At 64.3% G+C, this 24,341-nt stretch carries 20 protein-coding genes; 4 read left to right on the forward strand and 16 right to left on the reverse strand.

Annotated elements, in window-relative coordinates; translation table 11 throughout:
* Nucleotides 1-110: 110 nt before the first annotated feature.
* From folD to H4P35_RS10575, 3 genes are read right to left on the reverse strand one after another with little or no spacing between them, the layout of a single operon-like run.
* The gene (gene folD / locus H4P35_RS10565) at nt 111-962 is read right to left on the reverse strand and encodes a bifunctional methylenetetrahydrofolate dehydrogenase/methenyltetrahydrofolate cyclohydrolase FolD (protein WP_056316504.1); all 852 of its coding nucleotides are present in this window, start codon (nt 960-962) and stop codon (nt 111-113) included.
* Nucleotides 959-1,585, reverse strand: coding sequence for a response regulator transcription factor (locus tag H4P35_RS10570; protein WP_006219003.1), 627 nt, complete (start codon nt 1,583-1,585; stop codon nt 959-961). Before H4P35_RS10570 ends, folD begins: the two co-directional genes overlap by 4 nt.
* Nucleotides 1,582-3,336 (reverse strand): PAS domain S-box protein, encoded by a 1,755-nt coding sequence (locus H4P35_RS10575; RefSeq protein ID WP_056316505.1) that lies wholly within the window; start codon nt 3,334-3,336, stop codon nt 1,582-1,584. Before H4P35_RS10575 ends, H4P35_RS10570 begins: the two co-directional genes overlap by 4 nt.
* A gap of 352 nt (nt 3,337-3,688) precedes the next feature.
* Between H4P35_RS10575 and aceE the strand changes: the two genes are divergently transcribed.
* Genes aceE through lpdA form a run of 3 tightly spaced genes read left to right on the forward strand, consistent with a single transcriptional unit; the run spans nt 3,689 to nt 9,907 of the window.
* Nucleotides 3,689-6,397, forward strand: a complete 2,709-nt coding sequence (gene aceE, locus H4P35_RS10580; RefSeq protein WP_056316508.1) for a pyruvate dehydrogenase (acetyl-transferring), homodimeric type — start codon at nt 3,689-3,691, stop codon at nt 6,395-6,397.
* Between the two features lie 12 nt (nt 6,398-6,409).
* On the forward strand, nt 6,410-8,089 hold the full coding sequence (gene aceF / locus H4P35_RS10585; RefSeq protein ID WP_226848973.1) for a dihydrolipoyllysine-residue acetyltransferase: 1,680 nt from the start codon (nt 6,410-6,412) through the stop codon (nt 8,087-8,089).
* A 12-nt stretch (nt 8,090-8,101) separates the two neighbouring features.
* Entirely contained in the window at nt 8,102-9,907 is a 1,806-nt protein-coding gene (gene lpdA, locus H4P35_RS10590; RefSeq protein ID WP_226848974.1) for a dihydrolipoyl dehydrogenase, read from the forward strand.
* Between the two features lie 111 nt (nt 9,908-10,018).
* Here lpdA and H4P35_RS10595 read toward each other — a convergent pair whose 3' ends face one another.
* Nucleotides 10,019-11,209 carry an MFS transporter gene (locus H4P35_RS10595; RefSeq protein WP_226848975.1) on the reverse strand — a complete coding sequence of 397 codons (1,191 nt, stop codon included), beginning with the start codon at nt 11,207-11,209 and terminating at the stop codon, nt 10,019-10,021.
* Nucleotides 11,210-11,318: 109 nt separating this feature from the next.
* On the opposite strand from H4P35_RS10595, the gene H4P35_RS10600 reads away from it, so the two are divergent.
* Entirely contained in the window at nt 11,319-11,822 is a 504-nt protein-coding gene (locus H4P35_RS10600; RefSeq protein ID WP_226848976.1) for a MarR family winged helix-turn-helix transcriptional regulator, read from the forward strand.
* A gap of 163 nt (nt 11,823-11,985) precedes the next feature.
* On the opposite strand, the gene H4P35_RS10605 is transcribed toward H4P35_RS10600, so the two are convergent.
* The 12 genes from H4P35_RS10605 to H4P35_RS10660 all read right to left on the reverse strand — a co-directional run bounded on the left by H4P35_RS10605 (nt 11,986) and on the right by H4P35_RS10660 (nt 24,195).
* Nucleotides 11,986-12,180: a putative motility protein gene (locus H4P35_RS10605; RefSeq protein ID WP_056316520.1), complete on the reverse strand. Its 195-nt coding sequence runs from the start codon at nt 12,178-12,180 to the stop codon at nt 11,986-11,988.
* A 199-nt stretch (nt 12,181-12,379) separates the two neighbouring features.
* Nucleotides 12,380-13,309: a hypothetical protein gene (locus H4P35_RS10610; protein WP_226848977.1), complete on the reverse strand. Its 930-nt coding sequence runs from the start codon at nt 13,307-13,309 to the stop codon at nt 12,380-12,382.
* Between the two features lie 239 nt (nt 13,310-13,548).
* Nucleotides 13,549-14,325 (reverse strand): class I SAM-dependent methyltransferase, encoded by a 777-nt coding sequence (locus tag H4P35_RS10615; protein WP_226848979.1) that lies wholly within the window; start codon nt 14,323-14,325, stop codon nt 13,549-13,551.
* Nucleotides 14,322-15,134, reverse strand: coding sequence for a phytanoyl-CoA dioxygenase family protein (locus H4P35_RS10620; protein WP_226848981.1), 813 nt, complete (start codon nt 15,132-15,134; stop codon nt 14,322-14,324). Before H4P35_RS10620 ends, H4P35_RS10615 begins: the two co-directional genes overlap by 4 nt.
* 36 nt (nt 15,135-15,170) lie before the next feature.
* Nucleotides 15,171-15,671 carry a DapH/DapD/GlmU-related protein gene (locus H4P35_RS10625; protein ID WP_226848984.1) on the reverse strand — a complete coding sequence of 167 codons (501 nt, stop codon included), beginning with the start codon at nt 15,669-15,671 and terminating at the stop codon, nt 15,171-15,173.
* Between the two features lie 15 nt (nt 15,672-15,686).
* Complete coding sequence (locus tag H4P35_RS10630; protein ID WP_152384161.1) at nt 15,687-16,442, reverse strand: cephalosporin hydroxylase family protein; 756 nt, start codon at nt 16,440-16,442, stop codon at nt 15,687-15,689.
* Complete coding sequence (locus tag H4P35_RS10635) at nt 16,443-17,264, reverse strand: NAD(P)-dependent oxidoreductase (RefSeq protein WP_226848986.1); 822 nt, start codon at nt 17,262-17,264, stop codon at nt 16,443-16,445.
* Nucleotides 17,261-18,505 (reverse strand): class I SAM-dependent methyltransferase, encoded by a 1,245-nt coding sequence (locus H4P35_RS10640; RefSeq protein ID WP_226848988.1) that lies wholly within the window; start codon nt 18,503-18,505, stop codon nt 17,261-17,263. Before H4P35_RS10640 ends, H4P35_RS10635 begins: the two co-directional genes overlap by 4 nt.
* The gene (locus H4P35_RS10645; RefSeq protein WP_152384164.1) at nt 18,502-19,059 is read right to left on the reverse strand and encodes a dTDP-4-dehydrorhamnose 3,5-epimerase family protein; all 558 of its coding nucleotides are present in this window, start codon (nt 19,057-19,059) and stop codon (nt 18,502-18,504) included. The genes H4P35_RS10640 and H4P35_RS10645 overlap by 4 nt, the downstream gene beginning before the upstream one ends.
* Nucleotides 19,056-20,126, reverse strand: a complete 1,071-nt coding sequence (gene rfbG / locus H4P35_RS10650; RefSeq protein WP_226848990.1) for a CDP-glucose 4,6-dehydratase — start codon at nt 20,124-20,126, stop codon at nt 19,056-19,058. The genes H4P35_RS10645 and rfbG overlap by 4 nt, the downstream gene beginning before the upstream one ends.
* Nucleotides 20,111-20,881, reverse strand: a complete 771-nt coding sequence (gene rfbF / locus H4P35_RS10655) for a glucose-1-phosphate cytidylyltransferase (RefSeq protein WP_180099986.1) — start codon at nt 20,879-20,881, stop codon at nt 20,111-20,113. Before rfbF ends, rfbG begins: the two co-directional genes overlap by 16 nt.
* Nucleotides 20,878-24,195 (reverse strand): methyltransferase domain-containing protein, encoded by a 3,318-nt coding sequence (locus H4P35_RS10660; protein WP_226848992.1) that lies wholly within the window; start codon nt 24,193-24,195, stop codon nt 20,878-20,880. Before H4P35_RS10660 ends, rfbF begins: the two co-directional genes overlap by 4 nt.
* Between the last annotated feature and the right edge of the window lie 146 nt (nt 24,196-24,341).

Here is a 24,341-nt window from a genome sequence, read left to right on the forward strand (position 1 = left end):
GTCTGCCCCCCAAGTTGCGGCTGGTGTGCGGCAGATGTCTGACACCCCAGAGACGCCTGCTCAAGCTGAAGCGCCTCTCACACGGGTGTCAGACACCGAGGTCTACGCAGTCAGCCTGCAGCGCGTTCCGCCGCTTCGACCGTGTTGACCAGCAGCATGGCGATGGTCATGGGGCCGACGCCGCCGGGGACCGGCGTGATGGCGCCGGCCACTTCCTTGGCGGACGCGAAATCCACGTCGCCGCACAGCTTGCCGTCGGCGCCGCGGTTGATGCCCACGTCGATGACGACGGCGCCCGGCTTGATCATCGAGCCGTCGATCATGCCCGGCTTGCCGGTGGCCACGACCAGCACGTCGGCGCGGCGGGTCTGGGCCGCCAGGTCGCGCGTTTTGGAGTTGCAGATCGTGATGGTGGCGCCGGCCTGCAGCAGCAGCATGGCCATCGGCTTGCCCACGATGTTGCTGGCGCCCACGATGACGGCCTCGGCACCGCGCAGGTTCACGCCTTCCGATTCCAGCATCTTCATCACGCCATACGGCGTGCAGGGACGGAACAGCGGCTGGCCGGTCATGAGCAGGCCCGCGTTGCTGATATGGAAGCCGTCCACGTCCTTTTCGGCCGCGATGGCCTCGATGACCTTGTGGGCGTCCATGTGCTTGGGCAGGGGCAGCTGCACCAGGATGCCGTGGATGCTGGGATCCTGGTTCAGGACCTGGATGCGGGCCAGCAGTTCGGCCTCGGTCATCTCGGCCGGGTATTGCTCTTTCACGGAATGCAGTCCGGCCTTTTCGCAGGCCGCGACCTTGTTGCGCACATACACCTGCGACGCGGGATCCGCGCCGACAAGCACAACGGCCAGGCCGGGGCGGGTGCCCTTGGCGGCCAGGGCCGAGACACGCTCGGCGACTTCTTCGCGAATGCGCTGCGAGAGCGCGGCGCCGTCAATAATCCTTGCGGTCATGCGTGTGCCTCGGGTTTGGCCAGAGCCACTTTCATCAAATCTGCAACGGTGGTCACTTCAAGTTTTTCCATGATGTTGGCGCGGTGCGCCTCGACGGTCTTGATGCTGATGCCCAGGTCGTCGGCGATCTGCTTGTTCAAGCGGCCCGCAACGATGCGCTCCAGCACCTGTTGCTCGCGCGCGGTCAGGCGCGCCAGCATGGCTTCGTGGTCCTTCTGGGCCTGGTGCTTGCTCACGCGCTGCGTGGCCTGCTCCAGCATGCGCGCCACGATCTCGCGCAGGTCGGATTCGTTGAACGGCTTTTCCAGGAAGTCGACGGCGCCCTTCTTCATGGTGGACACCGCCATGGGCACGTCGCCGTGGCCGGTGATGAACACGATGGGCAGCGGGGCATTGCGCGCGATCAGCTGTTCCTGAAGTTCCAGGCCGCTCATGCCGGGCATCCGCACGTCGGCGATCAGCACGCCGATCTGGCTGGCGTCGTAGTCTTCCAGGAACGATTCGCCGCTGGCGTAGGCGCGAACGCGGTATCCATTGGCTTCAAGCAGCCAACGCAGCGAATCGCGGACCGCTTCGTCGTCGTCGACAATGAATACCGTGCTCGACAGGTGGGGCGTGTTCATGCGTGCAACTCCTCGGACTGATCGTTCTGGGCCTGCGTCTGGGTCGCAGCGCAGGGCAGGGTGAAGCGGAAGATAGTACCGCCGGCCGGGTTGGGGTCAGCCCATAGGCGGCCGTGATGCGATTCGATAATGGTACGGCAGATATTCAGCCCCATGCCCAGGCCCTGGGACTTGGTGCTGAAGAACGGTTCGAACAGGCGCTCGGGTTCGGCCAAGCCGTGGCCGCGGTCCACCACGGCCACCTCGATATGCTGGTCGTGAAGAATTACGGCAACCTTAAGCTCGTCGGACTCGCTCTTTTCCATGGCTTCCAGCCCGTTTTTGAGCAGGTTCAGCAGCACCTGTTCAATAAGGATGGGGTCGGCCAGGACGTCGGGCGCGTTGGACGGCACGAAGCTGTCGATCCGGATGCGGCGCTTGCGGGCGTCGATCTCGGCAAAACCGATAGCGTTGTCGACAATGCGGCCGATCGCCACGCGCTGGCGGCGCGGCTCGCTGCGCTTCACGAATTCGCGGATGCGGCTGATGATCTTGCCGGCGCGCTCGGCCTGCGAGGCGGCTTTTTCCAGCGCGGGCAGCAGCATGTTGGGGCTGGTGTGGCCGGCCTTGACCAGCGCCACCGCGCCCATGCTGTAGTTGGCAATGGCCGTCAGCGGCTGGTTCAGTTCGTGCGCCAGCGACGAGGCCATTTCGCCCATGGTGGTCAGGCGGCTGGTGAGCTGGATCTTTTCCTGCTGCACGCGCGACGCCTCCTCGTGGCCCCGGCGCTCGGTGATGTCGCGCGCCACCTGCATGCGCACGCGGCGCCCGTCGGTCCAGGCCAGCATGCGGTGGTGCACTTCAAACCAGCGCTGCACGGACGGCGCGAAGACTTCGACCGATTCGTCGGTGAAGCGGCCGCGGCGGCCGGCCAGCAGTTCGTCGTGTCCGCCCGTCTGCGCGCCGAACACGCGGCGATAGGTGCGGTTGGCAAACAGCAGCTCCAGCCCGTCATGCGTGTCGGCAGTGACCGAGATGGCGTCGTCCAGGCCTTCCAGCACGGTCATGAATCGTTCGTGGGCGGCCGTCAGGGCCTCGCGGATGCGCTTGGGCTCGGTGATGTCCGTCATGGACGTCATCCAGCCGATCTGGTTGCCGTTGGGGTCCAGCAAGGGCGACACGTACATGCGCGCCGTGAAGCGCGATCCGTCGCGCCGCTGGGCCTCGACCTCCAGGCCGCTGCTGGGCGTCTTGCCCGACATCAGCACGTCCAGCGTGTGCTGGTGCTGTTCGTGGCGGCCCGGCACCCAATAGGGGAAGGGCGGGCTGCGGCCGATCAGGTCGGCCTCGTTCCAGCCGATCATCCGGCAGAAGGCCGGGTTCACATAGGCGATGCGGCCCTCCATGTCGAGCACGCGCATGCCCGTGGACATGGAGTTTTCCATGGCGCGCCGGAACCCGGTCTCGGCAATGAGCGCGGCTTCGGCGGTGGACCGGAAGCGCGTATAGCGCCACAGCATCAGCAGGCTGATGACGATGACGCAGGACAGGGCAAGCACGACCCAGATCAGGCGTTGCTGGCGTAGTTCCTGGTCAATGGTGACAAACATGACGCTGTCGTCATGGATGCGCTGCAACCAGAAGAACACCCCCATCACACAGATATAGAGGATCAGCACCATGGCGGGCGTGACCCAGTACACCCCGCGCCGCCGGGTGCGGGCGTGATCGTGGAAAGGCGTAGGTATGTTGGACTTGGGCGCGCTGGACATGGAATTCGGGGCCGGTAGACCGCGCATTTTAGTGCGTGTTGGAACGGAATTGCCGAGAATCAAGTCCACCATTCGTCCTAGCCCATAAAAACGAGGGTGTTCAGCAATTCAGGTTCTGTTCAATTTTCCGCATTATGAAATGCCGTACCGCAACATGAAATTTTCCTTGCGACCGGTTAATCTTCTTTCTTAGAATGCCGCCTGACAGGGAAACCGCCCCTGGCAGGTCCTTAGAACGCCCCGACCCCATTCATCACATGGTAGCCCGGATGATCCCGGCTACCATGCAATGTCCGCGAGCAGATCAATAAGCGGTTTGTGGTCACGAACGAACCCCAACAGGAGACACACGATGTCCTCTAACGCCCAGGCTGGCGCCGTGCAGGCCGCCAACGACGAAGACACCCTTGAAACCCAGGAGTGGCTCGAAGCCCTGGCAGCCGTCCTTGATCGCGAAGGACCGCAGCGCGCCCATTACCTGCTGGAACGCCTGATCGACGAAGCCCGTCGCTCCGGCGCTCACATTCCGTTCTCCCCCAATACCGCTTACGTCAACACGATTCCCCCCGGCCTGGAGCCGGCGCACCCGGGCAACCTGGAACTGGAATCGCGCATCCGTTCGTACGTGCGCTGGAACGCCATGGCCATGGTGGTCAAGGCCAACAAGCACAACCCGCCCGACGGCGGCGACCTGGGCGGCCACATCGCGTCGTTCGCCTCGCTGGCCACCATGATCGGCTGCGGTCAGAACCACTTCTGGCACGCTGAAGACGAAGGCCACGGCGGCGACCTGGTCTACTTCCAGGGCCACACCTCGCCCGGCATGTATGGCCGCGCCTACCTCGAAGGCCGCCTGACCGAAGACCAGCTGAACCATTTCCGCCAGGAAGTGGACGGCAAGGGCCTGTCCTCGTACCCGCATCCCAAGCTGATGCCGGACTTCTGGCAGTTCCCGACGGTGTCGATGGGCCTGGGCCCGCTGATGGCCATCTACCAGGCCCGTTTCCTGAAGTACCTGCACGCCCGCGGCATTGCCGACACCAGCAACCGCAAGGTCTGGGTGTTCTGCGGCGACGGCGAAATGGACGAACCCGAGTCGCTGGGCGCCATCGCCCTGGCGGCCCGCGAAAAGCTCGACAACCTGATCTTCGTCATCAACTGCAACCTGCAGCGCCTGGACGGCCCGGTGCGCGGCAACGGCAAGATCATCCAGGAACTGGAAGGCGACTTCCGCGGTTCGGGCTGGAACGTCATCAAGCTGATCTGGGGCGGCTACTGGGATCCGCTGCTTGCGCACGACAAGGAAGGCATCCTGCGCCAGATCATGGAAGAAACCGTTGACGGCGAGTACCAGGCGTACAAGGCCAACGACGGCAAGTTCGTGCGCGAACACTTCTTTGGCAAGCACCCCAAGCTGCTGGAAGCCGTGTCGCGCATGAGCGACGAGGACATCTGGCGCCTGAACCGTGGCGGCCACGATCCCCACAAGGTGTACGCGGCCTTCAAGTCGGCCAGCGACCACACCGGCCAGCCCACCGTCATCCTGGCCAAGACCATCAAGGGCTACGGCATGGGCCACGTCGGCCAGGCCAAGAACCCGACCCACCAGCAAAAGAAGCTGGAACTCGACTCCATCCGCGAATTCCGCGACCGCTTCGGCATCCCCATCCCGGACGACAAGCTGGCGGACCTGCCGTACTTCAAGCCGGCCGAAGACTCGCCCGAAATGAAGTACCTGCACGAGCGCCGTGCCGCGCTGGGCGGCTACCTGCCGCGCCGCCGCGCCAAGGCCGACGAACAGCTCAAGGCCCCCGCGCTGGACGCGTTCAAGGCCGTGCTGGAGCCCACCGCGGAAGGCCGTGAAATCTCGACCACCCAGGCCTTCGTGCGCATCCTGAACCAGGTCCTGCGCGACAAGGAACTGGGCCCGCGCGTCGTGCCGATCCTGGCCGACGAATCGCGCACCTTCGGCATGGAAGGCCTGTTCCGCCAAATCGGTATTTACGCGCCGGAAGGCCAGAAGTACACCCCGGTCGACAAAGACCAGGTCATGTACTACAAGGAATCGGCCGACGGACAGCTCCTGCAGGAAGGCATCAACGAAGCGGGCGCGATGAGCTCGTGGATTGCGGCGGCCACGTCGTACTCCTCGAACAACCGCATCATGATCCCGTTCTTCATCTATTACTCGATGTTCGGGTTCCAGCGCATCGGCGACCTGGCCTGGGCCGCTGGCGACATGCAGGCGCGCGGCTTCCTCCTGGGCGGCACCGCCGGCCGCACGACGCTGAACGGCGAAGGCCTGCAGCACGAAGACGGCCACAGCCACATCCTGGCCTCGACCATCCCGAACTGCGTCTCGTACGACCCGACGTTCGGCCACGAGCTGGCCGTGATCATCCAGCATGGCTTGAAGCGCATGGTGGAAGACCAGGAAAACGTCTACTACTACCTGACGGTGATGAACGAAAACTACCCGCAGCCCGGTCTGACCAAGGGCGACGAGGAAGGCATCATCAAGGGCATGTACAAGCTCAAGTCGCACGGCAAGGGCAAGAACCGCGTGCAGCTCATGGGTTCGGGCACGATCCTGCGCGAAGTCATGGCCGCGCAGGAACTCCTGGCCGCCGATTGGGACGTCGCCTCGGACCTCTGGAGCGTCACCAGCTTCACCGAGCTGCGCCGCAACGGTCTGGACGCCGAACGCCATAACATGCTGCACCCCGACGAGAAGAAGCCGCAGGTCGCTTACGTCACGGAACAGCTGGCCAAGACGGAAGGCCCGATCATCGCGTCGACCGACTACATGAAGCTCTTTGCGGACCAGATCCGTCCGTTCGTGCCCAAGGGCCGCGAATACAAGGTGCTGGGCACCGATGGTTTCGGCCGCTCGGATTTCCGCGCCAAGCTGCGCGAGCACTTCGAGGTGGATCGCCACTTCGTCGTCGTGGCCGCCCTGCGCGCGCTGGCCGACGAAGGCAAGGTGCCGGTCGCCAAGGTGGCCGAAGCCATCAAGAAGTACGGCATCAATCCGAACAAAGCCAACCCGCAATACGCCTGAGGGTAAAGAGACATGAGCAACATCGTGCAAATCAAGGTTCCCGACATCGGCGACTTCAAGGAAGTGGAAGTCATTGAAGTGCTGGTTGCCGTGGGCGACACGATCAAGGCGGAACAAAGCCTGATCACGGTCGAATCCGACAAGGCCTCGATGGAGATCCCCGCGTCGCAGGGCGGCGTGGTGAAGTCCATTTCCGTGAAGGTCGGCGACAAGGTCGCCGAAGGCGCGGTCGTGCTGGAAGTGGAAGCGGCCGAGGCGGACGCTGGCGCCGCCAAGGAAGCGGCCCCCAAGGCCGAGTCCAAGCCGGCTGCCAAGGAAGAACCCAAGCAGGCGGCCGCTGCTGCGCCCAAGGCCGAGGCCTCGGCCCCGGCTGCCGCAAGCGGCCCGGTCGAGATCGAAGTGCCGGACATCGGCGACTTCAAGGAAGTTGAAGTCATCGAAGTCATGGTCGCGGTCGGCGACACCATCAAGGCCGAGCAAAGCCTGATCACCGTCGAGTCCGACAAGGCCTCGATGGAGATCCCGGCCTCGCAAGGCGGCGTGGTCAAGGAAGTGAAGGTCAAGGTGGGCGACAAGGTCGCCAAGGGTTCGGTCGTGGTGGTGGTGGAAGGCGGTGCGCAAGCTGCCGCGCCGGCTGCTAAGTCCGAAGCCGCGACCCCAGCCGCCCAGTCGGAAGCGAAGGCCGAGGCCAAGCCCGAGGCCGCAGCGTCGTCGGCCCCGGCCGCGCGCCCGGCGCCCGCCGCCGCGCTGGAAGACGCCAACCTCAAGCCCGGCCAGTTGCCCCATGCCTCGCCGTCCGTGCGCAAGTTTGCGCGCGAACTGGGCGTGAACCTCTCCAAGGTCAAGGGCACCGGCCCCAAGGAACGCATCACTGCCGACGACGTGCGCGGCTTCGTCAAGCAGGCCCTGTCGGCTGCCCCGGCGGCCGCCGCTGCCGGCGGCTCCGCCGATGGCGCCGCGCTGGGCCTCTTGCCGTGGCCGAAGGTCGACTTCACCAAGTTCGGTCCGATCGAAGCCAAGCCGCTGTCGCGCATCAAGAAGATCTCGGGCGCAAACCTGCACCGCAACTGGGTCATGATCCCGCACGTCACCAACAATGACGAAGCGGACATCACCGACCTGGAAGCGCTGCGCGTCACGCTGAACAAGGAAAACGAGAAGTCGGGCATCAAGGTCACGATGCTGGCCTTCCTGATCAAGGCCGTGGTTGCGGCCCTGAAGAAATTCCCCGAGTTCAACGCCTCGCTGGACGGCGACAACCTGGTGCTCAAGCAGTACTACCACATCGGTTTTGCGGCCGACACGCCCAACGGGCTGGTGGTGCCGGTGATCCGCGATGCCGACAAGAAGGGCATCCTGCAGATCGCCCAGGAAATGACCGAGCTGTCCAAGAAGGCGCGTGACGGCAAGATCTCGCCCGCCGAAATGCAGGGCGGCTGCTTCTCGATCTCGTCGCTGGGCGGCATCGGCGGCACCTCGTTCACGCCCATCATCAACGCGCCGGAAGTGGCGATCCTGGGCGTGTCGCGTTCCTCGCACAAGCCCGTCTGGGACGGCAAGCAGTTCGTGCCGCGCCTGATGGTGCCGCTGTCGCTGTCCTACGACCACCGCGTCATCGACGGCGCCTCGGCCGCGCGCTTCAACGCCTATCTGGGTGCGTTGCTGGCCGACTTCCGCCGCATCGCGCTGTAAACGGGGAGCCCTATGAGCAATACCGTTCAAATCAAAGTGCCGGACATCGGCGACTTCAAGGAAGTGGAAGTCATCGAGGTGCTGGTTGCCGTGGGCGACACGATCAAGGCGGAACAGAGCCTGATCACGGTTGAGTCCGACAAGGCCTCGATGGAAATCCCGGCGTCGCAAGGCGGCGTGGTCAAGTCCATCGCCGTCAAGGTCGGCGACAAGGTCGCCGAAGGCGCGGTCGTGCTGGAAGTGGAAGCGGCCTCGGGTGCTGACGCTGGCTCCGCTAAGCAAGAGGCTCCCAAGGCTGAATCCAAGCCGGCCGCCAAGGACGCTTCCAAGCCGGAAGCCCCCAAGGCCGACGCGCCTGCCGCCAAGGCTGCAGCGCCCGCCGCCGCCACCTACAGCGGTTCGGCCGACGGCGAATACGACATGCTGGTGCTGGGCGCGGGCCCTGGCGGCTATTCCGCCGCCTTCCGCGCTGCCGACCTGGGTCTGTCCGTGGTCCTGGTCGAACGCTACAGCACGCTGGGCGGCGTCTGCCTGAACGTGGGCTGCATCCCGTCCAAGGCGCTCCTGCACAACGCCGCCATCATCGACGAAGCGCGCGAACTGGCTGCCCACGGCATCAGCTTCGGCGAGCCCAAGATCGACCTGGACAAGCTGCGCGGCTACAAGGACAGCGTGGTCGCCAAGCTGACCGGCGGCCTGGCCGGCATGGCCAAGGCGCGCAAGGTCACCGTGGTGACGGGCGTGGGCGAGTTCGCCGACGCCAACCACCTGACGGTCAAGGGCGCCGACGGCAAGTCGCAGACCTTGCGCTTCAAGCAGGCCATCATCGCCGCCGGCAGCCAGTCGGTGAAGCTGCCGTTCCTGCCCCAGGACGAGCGCATCGTCGATTCCACCGGCGCCTTGCTGCTGCGTGAAGTGCCCAAGAAGATGCTCATCATCGGCGGCGGCATCATCGGCCTGGAAATGGGCACGGTGTACTCCACGCTGGGCGCGCGCCTGGATGTCGTGGAAATGCTGGACGGCCTGATGCAGGGCGCCGACCGCGACCTGGTCAAGGTGTGGCAGAAGAAGAACGCCTACCGCTTCGACAACATCATGTTGAAGACCAAGACGGTGGGCGCCGAGGCCAAGAAGGACGGCATCTACGTCTCCTTCGAAGGCGAGGGCGCGCCCAAGGAGCCGCAGCGCTACGACCTGGTGCTCCAGGCCGTGGGCCGCAGCCCCAACGGCAAGAAGATCGGCGCCGACAAGGCGGGCATCGCCGTGACCGACCGCGGGTTCATCGAGGTCGATCGCCAGATGCGCACCAACGTGCCGCACATCTTCGCCATCGGCGACATCGTCGGCCAACCCATGCTCGCCCACAAGGCCGTGCATGAAGGCCACGTCGCCGCCGAAGCCGCCGCCGGCCAGAAGTCCTTCTTCGACGCGCGCGTCATCCCGTCGGTGGCCTACACCGATCCGGAAGTGGCGTGGGTCGGCCTGACCGAAGACGAAGCCAAGAAGCAGGGCATCAAGATCGAGAAGGGCGTGTTCCCGTGGGCCGCCTCCGGCCGCGCCATCGCCAACGGCCGCGACGAGGGCTTCACCAAGCTCATCTTCGACGCCGAGACGCATCGCATCCTGGGCGGCAGCATCGTGGGCACCCACGCGGGTGACCTGATCAGCGAACTGGCCCTGGCCGTGGAAATGGGCGCCGACGTCGTCGACATCGCCAAGACCATCCACCCGCACCCGACCCTGGGCGAATCGGTGGGCATGGCCGCGGAAGTCGCCGAAGGCGTCTGCACCGATCTGCCGCCGATGAAAAAGAAGTAACGCGCCGCGGCTTGCCGCGGTCGCAACAAAAAGCGCCGCCCCTTTTTGAGGGGACGGCGCTTTTTTTCGTGTGTTCGTTGTGGATGTGCGCGCTGTGGATGTGTGCGTTGTTTATCCGGCGTCGATCCGCCGATACGAGGCGGGCGAAAACCGCAGGGCCAGCGCCAGCAGCACGACCGCGCCGGCCAGCATCACGATCCATGCCTCGGTCAAACTTGCAAACCGATCGCGCAGGACGCCCGCCAGCAACGGCATGAAGCTTGCAATCAAGTAGCCTCCGCCTTGCACGAAAGCCGCCAGCATTCCCGCTTGCGCGGGATCGTCCAGGTGGTCCATCGCCACGATCAGCGACAACGGAAAGAGCGCGCCGATGCCGATGCCCAGGAGCAGGCACGCCAGCAGCGCCAGCTTGAGGGGGGCCAGGATCAGGCATATCAGTCCGCCGATCAGAAGGGTCAACACGGCGGCCAGCGGCTTGCGGCGATCCGCAAACCTGCCGATCCATGCCGACACGGCCAGACCCGCCATCACTTCGGCCAGCGTCATGCCGCCCAGCAGAAAGCCCGCGGCGGCAGGTTCCCAGCCGAGACTGGTATAGAACGGCGGCAGCCACGCCAGCACCAGCGTGTAGGCCCCGGTGCCGATGCCAAAGAACAGCATCAGCTCCCACGCCCGCAGATTGCGCCAGAAGCTTCGCGGCGCCACGCGAGCCGGGCGGTGAAGGGGCAATGTCGCCTCGGCTCGACCTTGCGCGGCCTTGAGCCACAGCGGCAGTGCGAGCAGGGCGGGTACGCTCCAGAAGGCCAATGCGGCGGGCCACCCGAAGCTGCCTGCAAGTCCCGCAGCGCTGGCCGCCGCCACGGCCGCGCCCGCCATGATGCCGGTGGTGTACAAGCCAAACACGCGTCCCATGTCATGCGCAAAATTGCGCTTGATGAAGGCAGGCAGCAAGGTCTGCACCAGCGCAATGCCGACCCCCGCCAGCACCGCCGTCAGCAGCAGCCCGTAGGTCTGCGTCCCGACGAAGCGCGCCGCGCAAGCAACGGCCACCAGCGCCACGCCCAGCGCGATCCCGATCCGCTCATTCAACCACCCCGAAATGCGTGCACCCGCCAGCGCGCAGACGCCCATGACGAACACGGGCAAGGTGGTCAACAGGCTGGCCTGCGTATTGGTTGCGCCGGTGGCCGCCTGGATCATGTCCAGCAACGGCCCGATGGCGGCCAGGGCGGGCCGCAGGTTCAGCGCTACGGCCACGATGGCGGCGATGGCAAACAATGGACGTAACCTCACGCGCGTCATGGATATCTCGACATCAAGTTATTTGATGTCGAAGTATATAGACGGCATGGTGCGTTCAGCAACGGGATATCATTGCTGCCAACGCAAATAGCTTCACGCAGAGACAATCATGAATGACCGAGCAAGGCGTGCGCAGGAAGAATGGCAGCGCGAGCGGCCCGACATCGACGCCAACGTGATGGCGCTGGTGGGGCGTCTGCTGCAAGCCACGCATCTGCTGGAGCGCAACTGGTTCCTGCCCCTGGCCGCGCAATTCGAACTGCATCAAGGCGAATTCGACGTCATCGCCACGCTGCGGCGGTCGGGCAACCCCTACGCCATGACGCCCACCGACCTGCATGAAGGCCTGATGCTGTCGTCAGGCGCCATGACCAGCCGCCTGGACCGCCTGGAGCGCAAGGGCCTCATCGAACGCGTGCCATCACCCAACGACCGGCGCAGCACGCTCGTGCGGCTTACCCCGGCCGGCCTGGCGCTCATCGACAAGCTGCTGCCGCTGCACGTGGCGAATGAGCAGCAGGCACTGGCGTCGTTGACGCAGAAGGAGCAGGCGCAGCTGGATGGGTTGCTGGCGAAGCTGCTTGTGGGGTTGGGGCGCAAGCCGGGGGATTGAACGGTCACCGGAGGGTAAGCGACGCAGCGTCCACGGCTATCGAAAACGAGCTTTGGCGCAGATGTCTGAATCCCCGGCCCGTCCTGTCCGGCCACGAAAAAGCCGCCCGTGGGCGGCTGATCTTCGTTCAGTGCGTTGCGGCCGATTGCCGCGCGGCAGGGATTCAGGCGTGGGTGTTGATGCGCGAACCCAGCGTGCCGTCGATGGCCAGCACCGGCAGCGATTGGAGCAGCGTGGCGACCGAGTCGGCTTGCGCGTTGATCGCTTTTTTCGTGACCGATGCCTGCACTTCCATCATGAGATTCGCGTCGCGCAGGGCCAGGGCGGAATTGACGGTGTTGTTGACGGAAGCATCCATGGTCTAGGTGTCCTGGTGAGGTGAGGCCGGGTCAACGGCCGAAGCAAGTCGCATTATGGGGCACGCTGTTCGAATGATGCAAAACATTTCGCAATGATCGCGGGCCGTGTTGCATTGTGATGCGCGTACGTGGCGGGCATGTGACATGCCCGATTTCAGCGGGTTATGGGCGCGCCGCGCCATTAGCGGCCTTGGCGCACTACGGTTGCGCCGGACATTCCTTCACTTTGCCCCACCCTTGATTGGGTTCGCAGAATTGCTTGCGCGCTGCCCATGCACATTCAGGACGCTCGAAGAACCCCAGTTCCGCGCACCGTTCCAGTTCGCCATCCAGCGCGGCGACCCACGCCATCGGGTCCGGCGCGGGGATCACGGTGATGCGCAGCGACGGCTGCGGGCCGGTGGGCGCGTGTTCGGCAGATGATGGGGAGGCCGCAGCGCGAGCCGGTTCGGCGGAAGCGGCCGCCGAACCGGCATGATCCGCCGCTGAAGAAGCCCCGTCGGCATGATCCGGCGCTGAAGAAGCCGGCGCGGCCTGATTCGACGCGGAAGCAGCAGCGTCCGTCTCAGGCCGATCTGCCGCGGAAGAGGAGGCGTCCGGCGCCGGCCGATCCGACGCGGAATCAGTCGCCTTGTCTTCTTGGCGTCCCTCCGGCGACGGCGCGGCGCGCTTGTTGGCCGCTTCCGATTCAGGCGGCTGGGTCGGCTGCGGAGTCAGGGGCACGCGCACCGGACTGGCGGCTGTCGAGCCCGACGTTGCCGTGTTGGGCGAATTCCACGACACGACGAGCAGCACCAGTGCGCCATAAATGGCCAGCGTATAGATCACGGTCACCGCCGCACACCCCACGCTGCGGCGCGTGATGGGTTCGCCATCGTCACGCCCGAAGAGGCTGCGCCACCCGACAAGCGCCGCGCCGGGCGCCGAGATCAGCCACCAGCCCAGGCGCCGGACCCAGCCCGGGTCCTGCCGCGGCAGCGACGCGTGCACCTGCGCGGCCAGCAGTTCGCGCAGGGCGCGGTTTTCTTCCTGCAGGCGCTGGGTCCGCGTGTCCGCCGGCCCCTGGCCGTCTGGATCCGGAGTGCCGTCGTGCTGCGTAGCGAGTGGATCTGGAGGCGTGGCGGTCATCGGGTGAAAAATATGGATACAAAGGCGTGCGAGCGCAATTATGAAGTAAGGAAGAAGCGGGGCAAAGGGAGAATTGGGGGATAAAAGTCACGTTAGGACCGTGTGTCCCATTCCCTTAAGGCAAGATGTGGGCATCCGAGCAAGAGGGCGGCCAGACCGGAGGCCGCCGCCGCGCAATGGCAGGCGCTTGTTTTTGAAGCCGTGGCCGTGAGCAGGCCGTGCACAGGGAGAAGGGACGCCTATTCCAGAATGGCGTAGCTGATGTGCGGCTCGTAGGTGAAACGTTGAATTCGCAGCTTGTTCAATCCGAGCTTTTCCATGACGGCGAGGGTTTCGCCTGGCCAAGTGCGATTGTTCAATTCGTCGAACACGATCACGGCCCCTTTGGGCATGCGGGGCACAAAGTGCTCCAGGCAAATCTTCGTTGGCTCGTACAGGTCAAGGTCCAGGTGTAGCAGCGAGACCACCGTCTGCGGTTCGCGTTCGAGGTAGCGGGGCACGCTTTCGGCCACGTCGCCCTTCACCAATTCAACTTTTTGTATATGCCCGATAAAGCGGTTTGCATCAAACAGTTCGATGGCGCGGTGAAGGTCGGAGTAGCTGTCCGCTTCGTATCCGTGTACGCGCCGCTCGGTGGTTTGAATCACGGCGTGCTGGTCCTGCTCGGAGATGCCGGAAAAGCCCGAGAACGTATCGAACCCGACGATGCGCCGCTGCAGATTCACAGGTTCGAGCGTGGCGCTGAGTTGGGCAAACGTCATCAATCCCCCGCCCCAATTGACGCCGCACTCCATGATGTCGCCCTGCACGTGCAACGCCATTTTGAACAGTTCCGATAGACACAGGAATCGCGCGATGGTTTGGCGTGGGACAAAGCAAGCAAAGTTCTCTAGCTTCTCCACGGCATTGCCGCGGGCGCCGTTGAAGAAGTCACCCAGGTCGGCGCGGTAGTTAACTTCGCGGCCAGTGCTGCGGCCATCCTGGCGAAAGCGCGAAGGGTCGATGGTGTCGTTCATGCTGCTGTATTTTCCGTTTCGGCCTGGCGTCGCTTTTCGGCATCATGGCTCGGGTAGTCGACGTAGAAGATGTTGGTCCGGTCGCCGGTGGGAAACCGCTGGCGGCGATACTCTGGATCGGCCAGATCGGTGACGCGAAGTTGGGTCGTCCAGCGAATTTGCTTGCCCAGATTGGGAGTACTGCGATGCAACAGCATCTGTTTGAAAATCACCACGTCGCCTCGGCTTGCCGTGATGGTTTCAGGCGCCTCGGTCACGTCCCAATCCAGACTCAGATCCCGCTGCAGGAAGGGCACGTAGGGCGCGATTACCTTGTCGCTAATCCGTTTGAACGGATAGATGCCGCGCTTGTGGCTGCCCGGGATCACCTGGATCGTACCGGATTGCAGATTGACGTCCTGAAAGGGTACCCAGAGCGTCACGGCGTTCGCGGATCCTAGCAGGTAAAGCGAATCTTGGTGCCAGGCAAAGAGGTGGCGCGAGTCGGCTGGTTTGTCCAGACGCATGTTGCAGCAGCCCATCAACGACGGGTGTGCCAAGCCAAGCTCCCGACATAGTTCATGCACTGCAGGGCTGCCGGACATGCGCGACAACGCGGGCAAATATTTCAGCCTGTCGTACAGGAGCGATTGCGTGGCGGGTTCCAAGTCGTATCGCTCGTAGTCCCGTGCATCGAACCGGGGGCCGACAATGCGTTGGCCCAGTTCCGTCAGCTGGTTCTCCAGTTCGATCAATTCGCCATGTTTCCAAAAGTCCTTCAAGACCAGATAGCCTTCGGATTCAAAGCGATCGCGCAGGGTGGTGCTCATGATGTTGTTACCGTTGTCTGAGTTCTTCTGGCGTCTTCAAGCGCCGGTTTCTTCCCGCCAGCCCAGCACCTTCATCGGATTGCCGCCCTGGATGGAAAATGCCGCCACCTCGCCGCGTACGACGGTGCCGGCGGCGACCACGCATCCTTCGCGCAGAATTGCGCCATCCAGCAGCACGCAATTGGCCCCAATCCAGACATCGTCCTCAATGACGATCCCGCCCTTGCTGGGACGAAATCCCTGTTCACGAATGGGCTGGTCGCGGCGACGGAATTCGTGGTTTGCGGGCGCGAATGTGCAGTTCGCAGCGACAGCCACGCGCGCGCCCATGCGGATGCCGTGGCCCGTGTAAAGGACGCAGCCAGCGTTGATGACGCAATCTGGCCCGATCTCGACGTCGCCGGATCCGCCTGCAGGCTTGATCTTCACGAAAGCGTCGATCACTGCATTCGGCCCGATCAGGATGCGCGTGCCGCGTGTGGAATCTTCGATGTCGGCAAGCCGAGATACACGGGCGGTGGGATCGATGTGAATCATGGCGCTATCGGTGTGTCAGGCCACGCGGCGCAGGAAGCCGTCCGGCGCCGACGTGACGAGCAGGCGGTCTTCGACCGAGCGGTCGATCTCGAACTCGGGGTGCTGCTTGATCCATTCCCACACGGCCGTCTTGGGGTTGTTGCCCTTGCCCCAGTGGCGGCCGGGCCACTCGTAGTCGGCCGGCATGTCTTCCACGAAGGTGTCGAACACGACGCAGTAGCTACCCACGCTGACGAGATCCGCGTACGCGTTCAATTCAGCCAGCACGTGGTCGTGGGTGTGGTTCGAGTCCAGGCACACCATGATGTTCTTCTTGCCTTCGGCATGCGCGCGCACTTGCGCAATCGTTGCCGGGTCGATGCTGGAGCCCTCGATGAGATGAATGCGCTTGGCCAGCGGATGGGCCTCGATGGCCTTGCGGTTGTGCTCGCGGATTTCGATATCCACGCCGACCACGTCGCCGGCGCCCAGCAGTTGCAGCATGGATGCCGACAGCATCAGCGAACCGCCGTGGGCAATGCCCGTCTCGATGATGAGGTCCGGCTTCACGGCCCAGATCAGTTCCTGCATCGCCATGGCGTCCATCGGCAGCTGGATGAGCGGCCGGCCAGCCCACGAGAAGTTGTTCATGTACTTGCGCTCCAGCGCCATCTGGCGCCAGGCGATGGACAGCTCGCGGAACTCCTGGTCTTTGGCGAAGCCGGCAATGCGGGCTTCCTTCTCCTGGCGGTATTCCGGGTGCGCGTCGGGCGTGGTTTCAAGGTAGGACATTCAGATTCCTTTGTGCAGGCGGTACTGCGCTAGAAAATTCGGGAAAAATTCGGAAAACGGACGCGGGGGGCGGCGGACAAGCGCTTGCGTGCGTTGCACGTCGATGTCATCGAACGCCCACGCCGGCGCATCGGGCGCCACCGAGACGGGGTAGCCCAGCACCTCCCGCACACAAGCGGCGACCTCGCGGTTCTCCACGCCGGCGCCGTGCGCGACGTTGAAGATGCCGGCCGCGTCGGACAGGGCGATGGCCATGATCTGCGACACGGCGTCGTCGATGTGCAGATAGTCCTTGCGGGATTCCAGCGCGGTGCGCAGCGTGATGCGGCCGTCGCGCGCCCCTTCCTCCAGCAGTTGGTCGATGAAGCTGTCCGGCGTGTCGCGCAGGCCGACGATGTTGGACAGGCGCGCCACCTTGGCCGGCCGTCCGCCATGCAGGCAAAGCGATTCGCCCATCAGCTTGGACAGGTTGTACAGGTCGCTCGGGTCGTTCGGATTGACGCGCAGCGTGGCGTCTTCGCGCGTGCTGGCGGCGCCCGAATACACGCGCGTGCTGGACAGGTAGGTCAGGCTGTCGAAATCCCCGTGCGCGAGCAGGCTGCGCAACAGGCAGACGTGGGCCTCCACGGTATCCAGCGGACGGCTGCGAAAGTCCGAGGTCAGGCCGATGGCGTAGATCACGTGTCCCAGCGGCCGGCTGAAAAGGCCCGCGTCCTGGCGCGGCGGCGCGTCGCAGGCGACGCCATCGGCGCGCAGGCGCGCGACCAGGTGGCGGCCGATGAAGCCCGAGGCGCCCAGAACGGTGACCGGCCGGTGATTCATGCGTGCGGACCGCTGTCGATGGAGAGCGACGGGATCGCCGTGACCAGCTTGGCGCTCCAATCATGGCGGGCGTAGGCAAGCTGCTCCGACACTTCGGTCTTCAGGTTCCAGGGCAGGATCAGGATGTACTCGGGCCGGTCCTCGCGCAGCCGGGTTTCGGCGACGATGGGAATATGGCTGCCGGGCAGGTGCTTGCCCTGCTTGGCGGGGTTCAGGTCCACCACGTACGGCAAGAGGTCGGGGCGCACGCCGGCAAAGTTCAGCAGCGTGTTGCCCTTGGCCGCCGCGCCGTAGGCGGCGATGCGCTTACCGCCGCGGCGCAGCTCGACCAGGAACGCCAGAAGGTCGTTCTTGACCCGCTCGGCATGCTGCTGGAAACACGCGTAGAAATCCGGTGTGGCGACGCCAGCCCGCTGCTCTTCGTCCAGGGTGCGCGCGACTTCGGCGCTTGCCTCGTGTTTGCCCGTGTCCAGCCGCTGCGCAAAAACACGCAGGCTGCCGCCGTGCGTGCTCAGGTGCTCGACGTCGAACACAGACAGGCCGTTGGCCGTGAAGATGCGCGATACCGCCGTGAGCGACAGGTAGGAATAGTGTTCGTGATAGACCGTGTCGAACTGGCCTTCCTGCACCATGCGCAGCAGGTGCGGGAATTCGAACGTCGCCACGCCTTGCGGCTTGAGCAGCGCGGCAAAGCCCGACACGAAGTCGTTGATGTCCGGGACATGCGCCAATACGTTATTGGCGGCGATCAGGTCCGCGGCGCGTCCCGATTCGGTGAGTTCGTCGCCCAGCTCCACGCCAAAGAAACGTTGCACGATGTCGATGCCGCGGTCGCGTGCGGCTTGCGCGGTGCTGGCCGTGGGTTCCACGCCGTAGCAGGCAATGCCGGCGTCCTTGACGTACTGCAGCAGATAGCCGTCGTTGGCCGCGATCTCGGCGACCATGCTGTCCTTGCCCAGGCCGAAGCGGCCGATCATCGCGTCCACGTAGCGGCGCGAATGCGCCAGCCACGACGACGAGAAGGAGCTGAAGTAGGCGTAGTCGTCGGTGAACAGGGCTTCGCGGCCCGCGTGGTCTTCCGTCTGGACCAGCCAGCAGGATTCACACACGAGAATGCGCAGGGGAAACCAGGTCTCCGGACCACGCAGCGCCGCTTCGCTCAGGTAGGCATTGGACGGCGGGGCGTGGCCCAGATCGAGAAAAGGCAGGCGCAGTTCGGCCTGGCAATGGCGGCACTTCACAGTGCGACTCCAGAGTAAGCCGCGTCCAGGCGCGGGTGTTGCTGATCGCGCTCGGACACGAGGGTAGGGGGGGCGGGCCAGGAGATGCCGACGCGGGCCTCCTGGAAATGCAGGCCGGCCTCGGCCTGCGGGGCATAGGGGGCGGAGTGGCAGTACAGCATTTCCACGTCGTCGCTCAGCGTCTGAAAGCCGTGAGCGAAGCCTTCGGGAATCAGCAGCGCGCGGCCGTTGTCCGCTGACAGGCGTTCCGCATGCCACTGCAGGAACGTGGGTGAACCCTGCCGCAGATCGATGGCGACGTCCCAGACCACGCCCCGGATGCAGCTCACGAGCTTCATCTCTGCAAAGGGCGGCAACTGGTAGTGCATGCCACGGAGGGTGCCGGCCTGCGCGGTGTAGGTGTGGTTGACCTGGGCGACTGGCCCCGTCCAGCCGCACGCGGCCAGATCGGATGCATCGAAGAGCCGCGCCAGAAATCCGCGGGTATCGCCGCGCGGATGGCGCTGCACGACCTTCAGGCCCGAAATCGGGGTGTCGAGAACGCCCAGGCTCATGGATGCGCCTCGTACTGGTCGATATCGGCATGGCAGAGCGGCAGCGCGTCCTCGCCCGCGTCAAAGCGCCGGTACCAGTCCATGCTGCGCGAGACCGCCTGCGCCAGCGGCCATCGGGGCGCCACTTTCAGCACGGCGCGCGCCTTGGACGTGTCCAGCGTCAGCAGCCCCGCTTCATGGGGGCCTTCGATCTGCTCGGCATAGACCACGCGGCCCTTGCCATACGCGGCCTGAGCCAGATCCACCACGGTGCGCACGGACGCTGCTTCGGCCGCATCGGGCCCGAAGTTATAGGCATCCGCGAGGTCAGGCGCGTTCCACAACGATTCCGCCAGGGTCAGGTAGCCGGCAAGCGGTTCCAGCACGTGCTGCCACGGGCGCACCGATTGGGGCCGCCGCACATGAAGATCGCGGCCGCCTTGCCAGGCGCGCACGGCATCGGGCAGCAGGCGGTCAGCCGACCAGTCGCCGCCGCCGATCACGTTGCCCGCGCGCGCGCTGGCCACGGCCAGGCCCTGCTCGCGCAGGAAGGCATCGCGATAGGACGCAATGACCAGCTCGCTGGCGGCCTTGCTCGCGCTGTAAGGGTCGTGTCCGCCCAATGCGTCGTTCTCGCGGTACGGGTAGGGCCATTCGTTGTTGCGGTAGACCTTGTCGGTCGTGACCATGACCGCGACCCGGGCCGAGGGCGTGGCGCGCAGGGCATCCAGCAGATGGGCGGTGCCCATGATGTTGGCGGCAAACGTCTCCACAGGCTGCGCATAGCTCGGGCGCACCAGCGCCTGCGCGGCCAGATGCAGCACGATCTCCGGACGGGCGGCGAGCACCTGCTCGCGCAATGCAGCGGCGTCGCGGATGTCGCAACGGCGGCTGTCGATCAGGTCGCCGATGCGGGCGGCTTCGTACAAGCTGGGTTGCGTGCACGGCGGCAGGGCAATGCCGGTCACCTGCGCGCCCAGCCGCTGCAGCCAGATCGCCAGCCAGCCGCCCTTGAAGCCGGTGTGACCGGTCACCAGCACGCGTTTGCCGCGCCAGAATCCTGCGCTGGGCGTTACCAGACTTTCCATGGCGCCTTGCCCGTGCTCCAGAGGGATTCCAGCAGGTTCTTTTCGCGCAGCGTGTCCATGGGCTGCCAAAAGCCCAGGTGTTCAAACGCGTGCAATTCGCCTTCCCGGCTAAGCGTTTCCAAGGGGCCAGCTTCCCAGGTCGTGTCGTCGTCGTCGATAAGCGATAGCACGCGGGGCGACAGCACGAAGAAGCCGCCGTTGATCAGGCCGCCGTCGCCGCGCGGCTTTTCGGTAAAACCTGCCACTCTGTCGCCTTCGCGGCGCAACGCGCCATAGCGCCCCGGCGGCTGCACGGCCGTGACCGTCGCGGCCTTGCCATGCTTGCGGTGAAACGCGAGCAGGGCGGTGATGTCGATATCGGCCACGCCGTCGCCGTACGTGAAGCAGAACGCCTCGTCTTCCTTCACATAGTCGGCCACGCGCTTTAAGCGTCCGCCCGTCATCGTGCTCTCGCCGGTGTCCACCAGGGTCACGCGCCACGGTTCGGCCTTGCGCTGATGCACTTCCATGCGGTTGTCGGCCATGTCGAACGTGACGTCGGACATATGCAGGAAGTAGTTGGCGAAGTACTCCTTGATCATGTAGCCCTTGTATCCGCAGCAGATCACGAAATCGTTCACGCCGTGGGCGGAATAGGTCTTCATGATGTGCCACAGGATGGGCCTCCCGCCGATTTCGATCATCGGCTTGGGACGCGTGTGGGTCTCTTCGGAAATCCGGGTGCCAAGGCCGCCGGCCAGGATGATTGCTTTCATGCTTGGGTTTCGCACCAGTTCTTGAACATTTCGCGCAGCGCGCCTTCGAACTTGCGCGCGAAGGCGGGTTCGTCCATCAGCGGGCTGGCATGCATTTCGTCGCGCAGGCCGGCGCGTATCTTTGCGAGGGCGGGCAGGTCGCTGGCCAGGGCGACGACCTTCTCCACATAGTCCGCCTCGGTTTGCGCAATCCATTCGGGGCGCCCCACCGCGGAAAGCACGGAGCTTCCGATGCGGCCCACGCTAGGCCTGTCGGCCAGGGTCACGTAGGGGACGCCCATGTACAGCGTCTCGACCAGCGTCACGCCGGAATTGTGAGGAAAGCAGTCCAGACCGATATCGATGCCGCGCAGGACATCCCAGGGAGGGGTGTGGTATCCGATGGACAACTGTTGAGGGCCGATGCCATGTGCCGCGAAGCGTGCAGCCAGCGACTCGCACATGTGACGATCGCGATAACTGTTGCTGTCAACCACAAGGCGGGCGTTCGGCAGGCGGCGCAATATTTCGCTCCATACCCCTATCGTCCGGTGGTTCATGCGGATGGCCCGGCTGAGCGTGCCCAACGTGACAACGCCGTTGCGAAGTGCGGGCAGGTCGCCGGGCGGCCCCATGTCTTGACCCGCGCGGTAAACGAAATTGCTCTGTTCGAGCCGCCAGGGCTTTTCGGCAAACAAGGCCTCGCTGCCAATAGGCGCCATATCCTCGTCCGTCATGATGTAGTCGATGGCGGACAAGCCCGTGGTGTAGCCAAAGCCTAGCCAGGTGAGTGATACCGGGGCGGGCTTGCGGGCAAACACGCCCAGGCGATTTCCCTGGGTGTGGCCGGCGACGTCGATCAGGACATCGATGCCGTCAGCACGGATGCGTTCAGCCAGATCGGCATCGGTCAGGCGGGAAGTCGGAACCCAGTGATCGAAGTACGACTTCATGCGCGCCGTCACCTGGTCTTCGGATGCAAGCTCGGCATAGGCAGTGATTTCGAAGCGGCTCCGATCATGATTCGCGAACAACGGCTCGATGAAATGGTTGCCGGAATGCTTCTTGAGATCCGGAGATACGTACCCGATCTTCAAGCGTCGATTCCAATCTGCAGGGTTGGAATGCTTGCGCCATTTTTCCTTGAGATGGCTGAACAACCGGCGGTCGCACTCTTGGTACGCCTGAAACACCTCGCTGGCCGATTTGTCGGGCGCATAGTTGGTCGCGAACAACAAGTTGCTGTAACCGGTCGTGGAATCCGGATAGGCCGCGACGGAGTCGCGAGCTGCTTTCTCGGCAGCAACGATATCTCCGGAATCGATCAACACCTTTGTCAGGTTCAGTCGCGATTTTCGGTGGGCCGGATCCCTCGTCAACGCATTTTCATAAGCGATGCGGGCTTCCTTGTAGCGGCGTTCAGCGCTCAGCGAATCGCCTAAGGCGGAATGGGCATGCGCACTGGCCGGCGCAAGTTCCACCGCCCGGCGGCTTGCATTGATGGCTTCCGAGGTGCGCTCCATGCGAGCCAGGCATATGCCTATCAGTACATAGCCACGCATGTCCGCGGGCGCTCGTTGCAGCATTTGCATGGCCGCCAACATCGCTGCTTCCAACTGGTTTGTGTTGAACAGGCATGCTGTCAGCACCTCCCAGGCGTCAATGAACCCCGGCATGGCTTGGGTGAGCTTGCGGGCAATCGTCTCGGCCTGCTGATACGCGTTCTCCCGCATGAGTTCCTGCATGCGGTTGGCTTGATTGAGCAGCGCATTCGGTGGTGGCGGGCTGTTGTCGTTGCCGCACAGCACGCCGGCCTCGAGACACGTCCTGGCCAACGCGCTTACATAAAGCCCGAAATAGGGCGCCTGGCCGTTGGCGGCTGCCAATCCGTCGCGCAACCACACTAGCCATGCGTTGGCGGGCGATTGGAGCAGGCCAAAGCGTTTCAGGAGGTGCAGAAACTCTGCGACGTCGGGCGTACCCGCGCTTAGCCCGAATGCGGAGGCATTATTTCCCTGGGACGTCGCCAGCGTGGCGAGCGCAGCCAACGGCATTTGCGCAGCCAGGGCGGATCCAAGCGCTTGCTGGACTTCGGTGATTTGAAGCTTGACGGGTTCGTGCCAGAAATTGAAGCCAACTTTCAAATTTTCGCCTGGCTGGCTCAGGGTCTTGAGCGACGGCAGAATCCGCAGGACGCCGTCTTTCGCCACGTCGTAGGGACTCGGGTCAAGGCAGTAATGTGCAACGCCGTTCTCGAGCAGTGTCTGCACAGCCTTGTCCAGCAGCTTTCGGGCGGCGGCATCGTCCAGACCCTGGCGAACCATGACGCATGCAAGCAGCGTCGTATAGGGCAGGGAGGCGGGCCATACATGCGCGAGCGTGTCAACGACGATCTGGACGGACTGCTCGGCAGTTGACAGCACCTGGCCGCATTGGTTGACGTAGGTAACGGTGCCTGAAGCGTCGCCGCCCGCCAGACGTTGCAGACCGCTAGCCCAGCGCAGGTCCTTGAATCGGGCAGTGTCGAGGTTGAACGGTCCCGCCGTTGGGCGGCTGGCGGCTATCCAAAGACTCTGGCGAAAGCCTCGACCCGTCGCGAAATCAAGATACTGTTGCTTGAGGACGGGCGTCTGCCCCATCGTCAACAGGCTGTTTGACAGGGAGACACCAGGGCCGAAGCCCAGGGCAACTTCGGAGAGCGGCTGCGTGTCGCCGGCATAGGCCAAGCCAGCCTGGACGGCCTGGCCCGCAAATTCAACGAAGTAGCATGGGTTGATCGACAGCGGATTCGGCGCGGTGACTGTCGGTTCATTGAGGTGCCCCTCCAGCCTTTTCGCTGTGGCGTTAAGCGCTGACGCGAACGGATTCGCCGGCGCGATGCCGTCCGTGAACAATGTCAGGGCGGCCTGGGCCGCTGCCTTGACCTCGGCGTCCGTCTGCGCCGCGTGCCCATGTAGCAGCACGGCATCACGTACGACCTCAAATGCCTTCGCTCCCGGGTAGACGTGGTAGTCCACGTAAAGGATGCCGAGCGGCGAAAGGATTCGGCCGCAGAAACTCAAAAGGGCCTGAGCTTCGTCCGCCGGAAGATAGCTATACAGCCCCGACACAATCACGTAGTCGAATGGCGCGAAGCCTTCGTCCAGTTCACCGTAGCCGCAATGGTGAAATACTACGTTGTTCGCGTCCAATGCCTCGGCGGCTTCCCGGGCCAGTTCGATGGCCGCGGGGTCCGCGTCAATGCCGACGACTTGAGCCTCGGGATACGCCACCGCGAAAGGCAGCAATCCTTCCCCGCGGCCGCAGCCAATTGACAGGACTCTTGCCTTGTCCAATGGGACCGACTCGACGCCGTAAAGGTGCGCACTGGCGCGAATGTGCCCGGGCGAATGGCTTGGGGCGAGACGCCCCGGATCCGTGTGGGCTTGGCGTTGAAGAAAGGCCGGAATCGACATAAATAGGGGGACGGGTGGGCGCAAAC

The sequence above is a fragment of the Achromobacter sp. 77 genome (assembly GCF_020541125.1).
GTDB classification, from domain to species: domain Bacteria; phylum Pseudomonadota; class Gammaproteobacteria; order Burkholderiales; family Burkholderiaceae_B; genus Achromobacter; species Achromobacter mucicolens.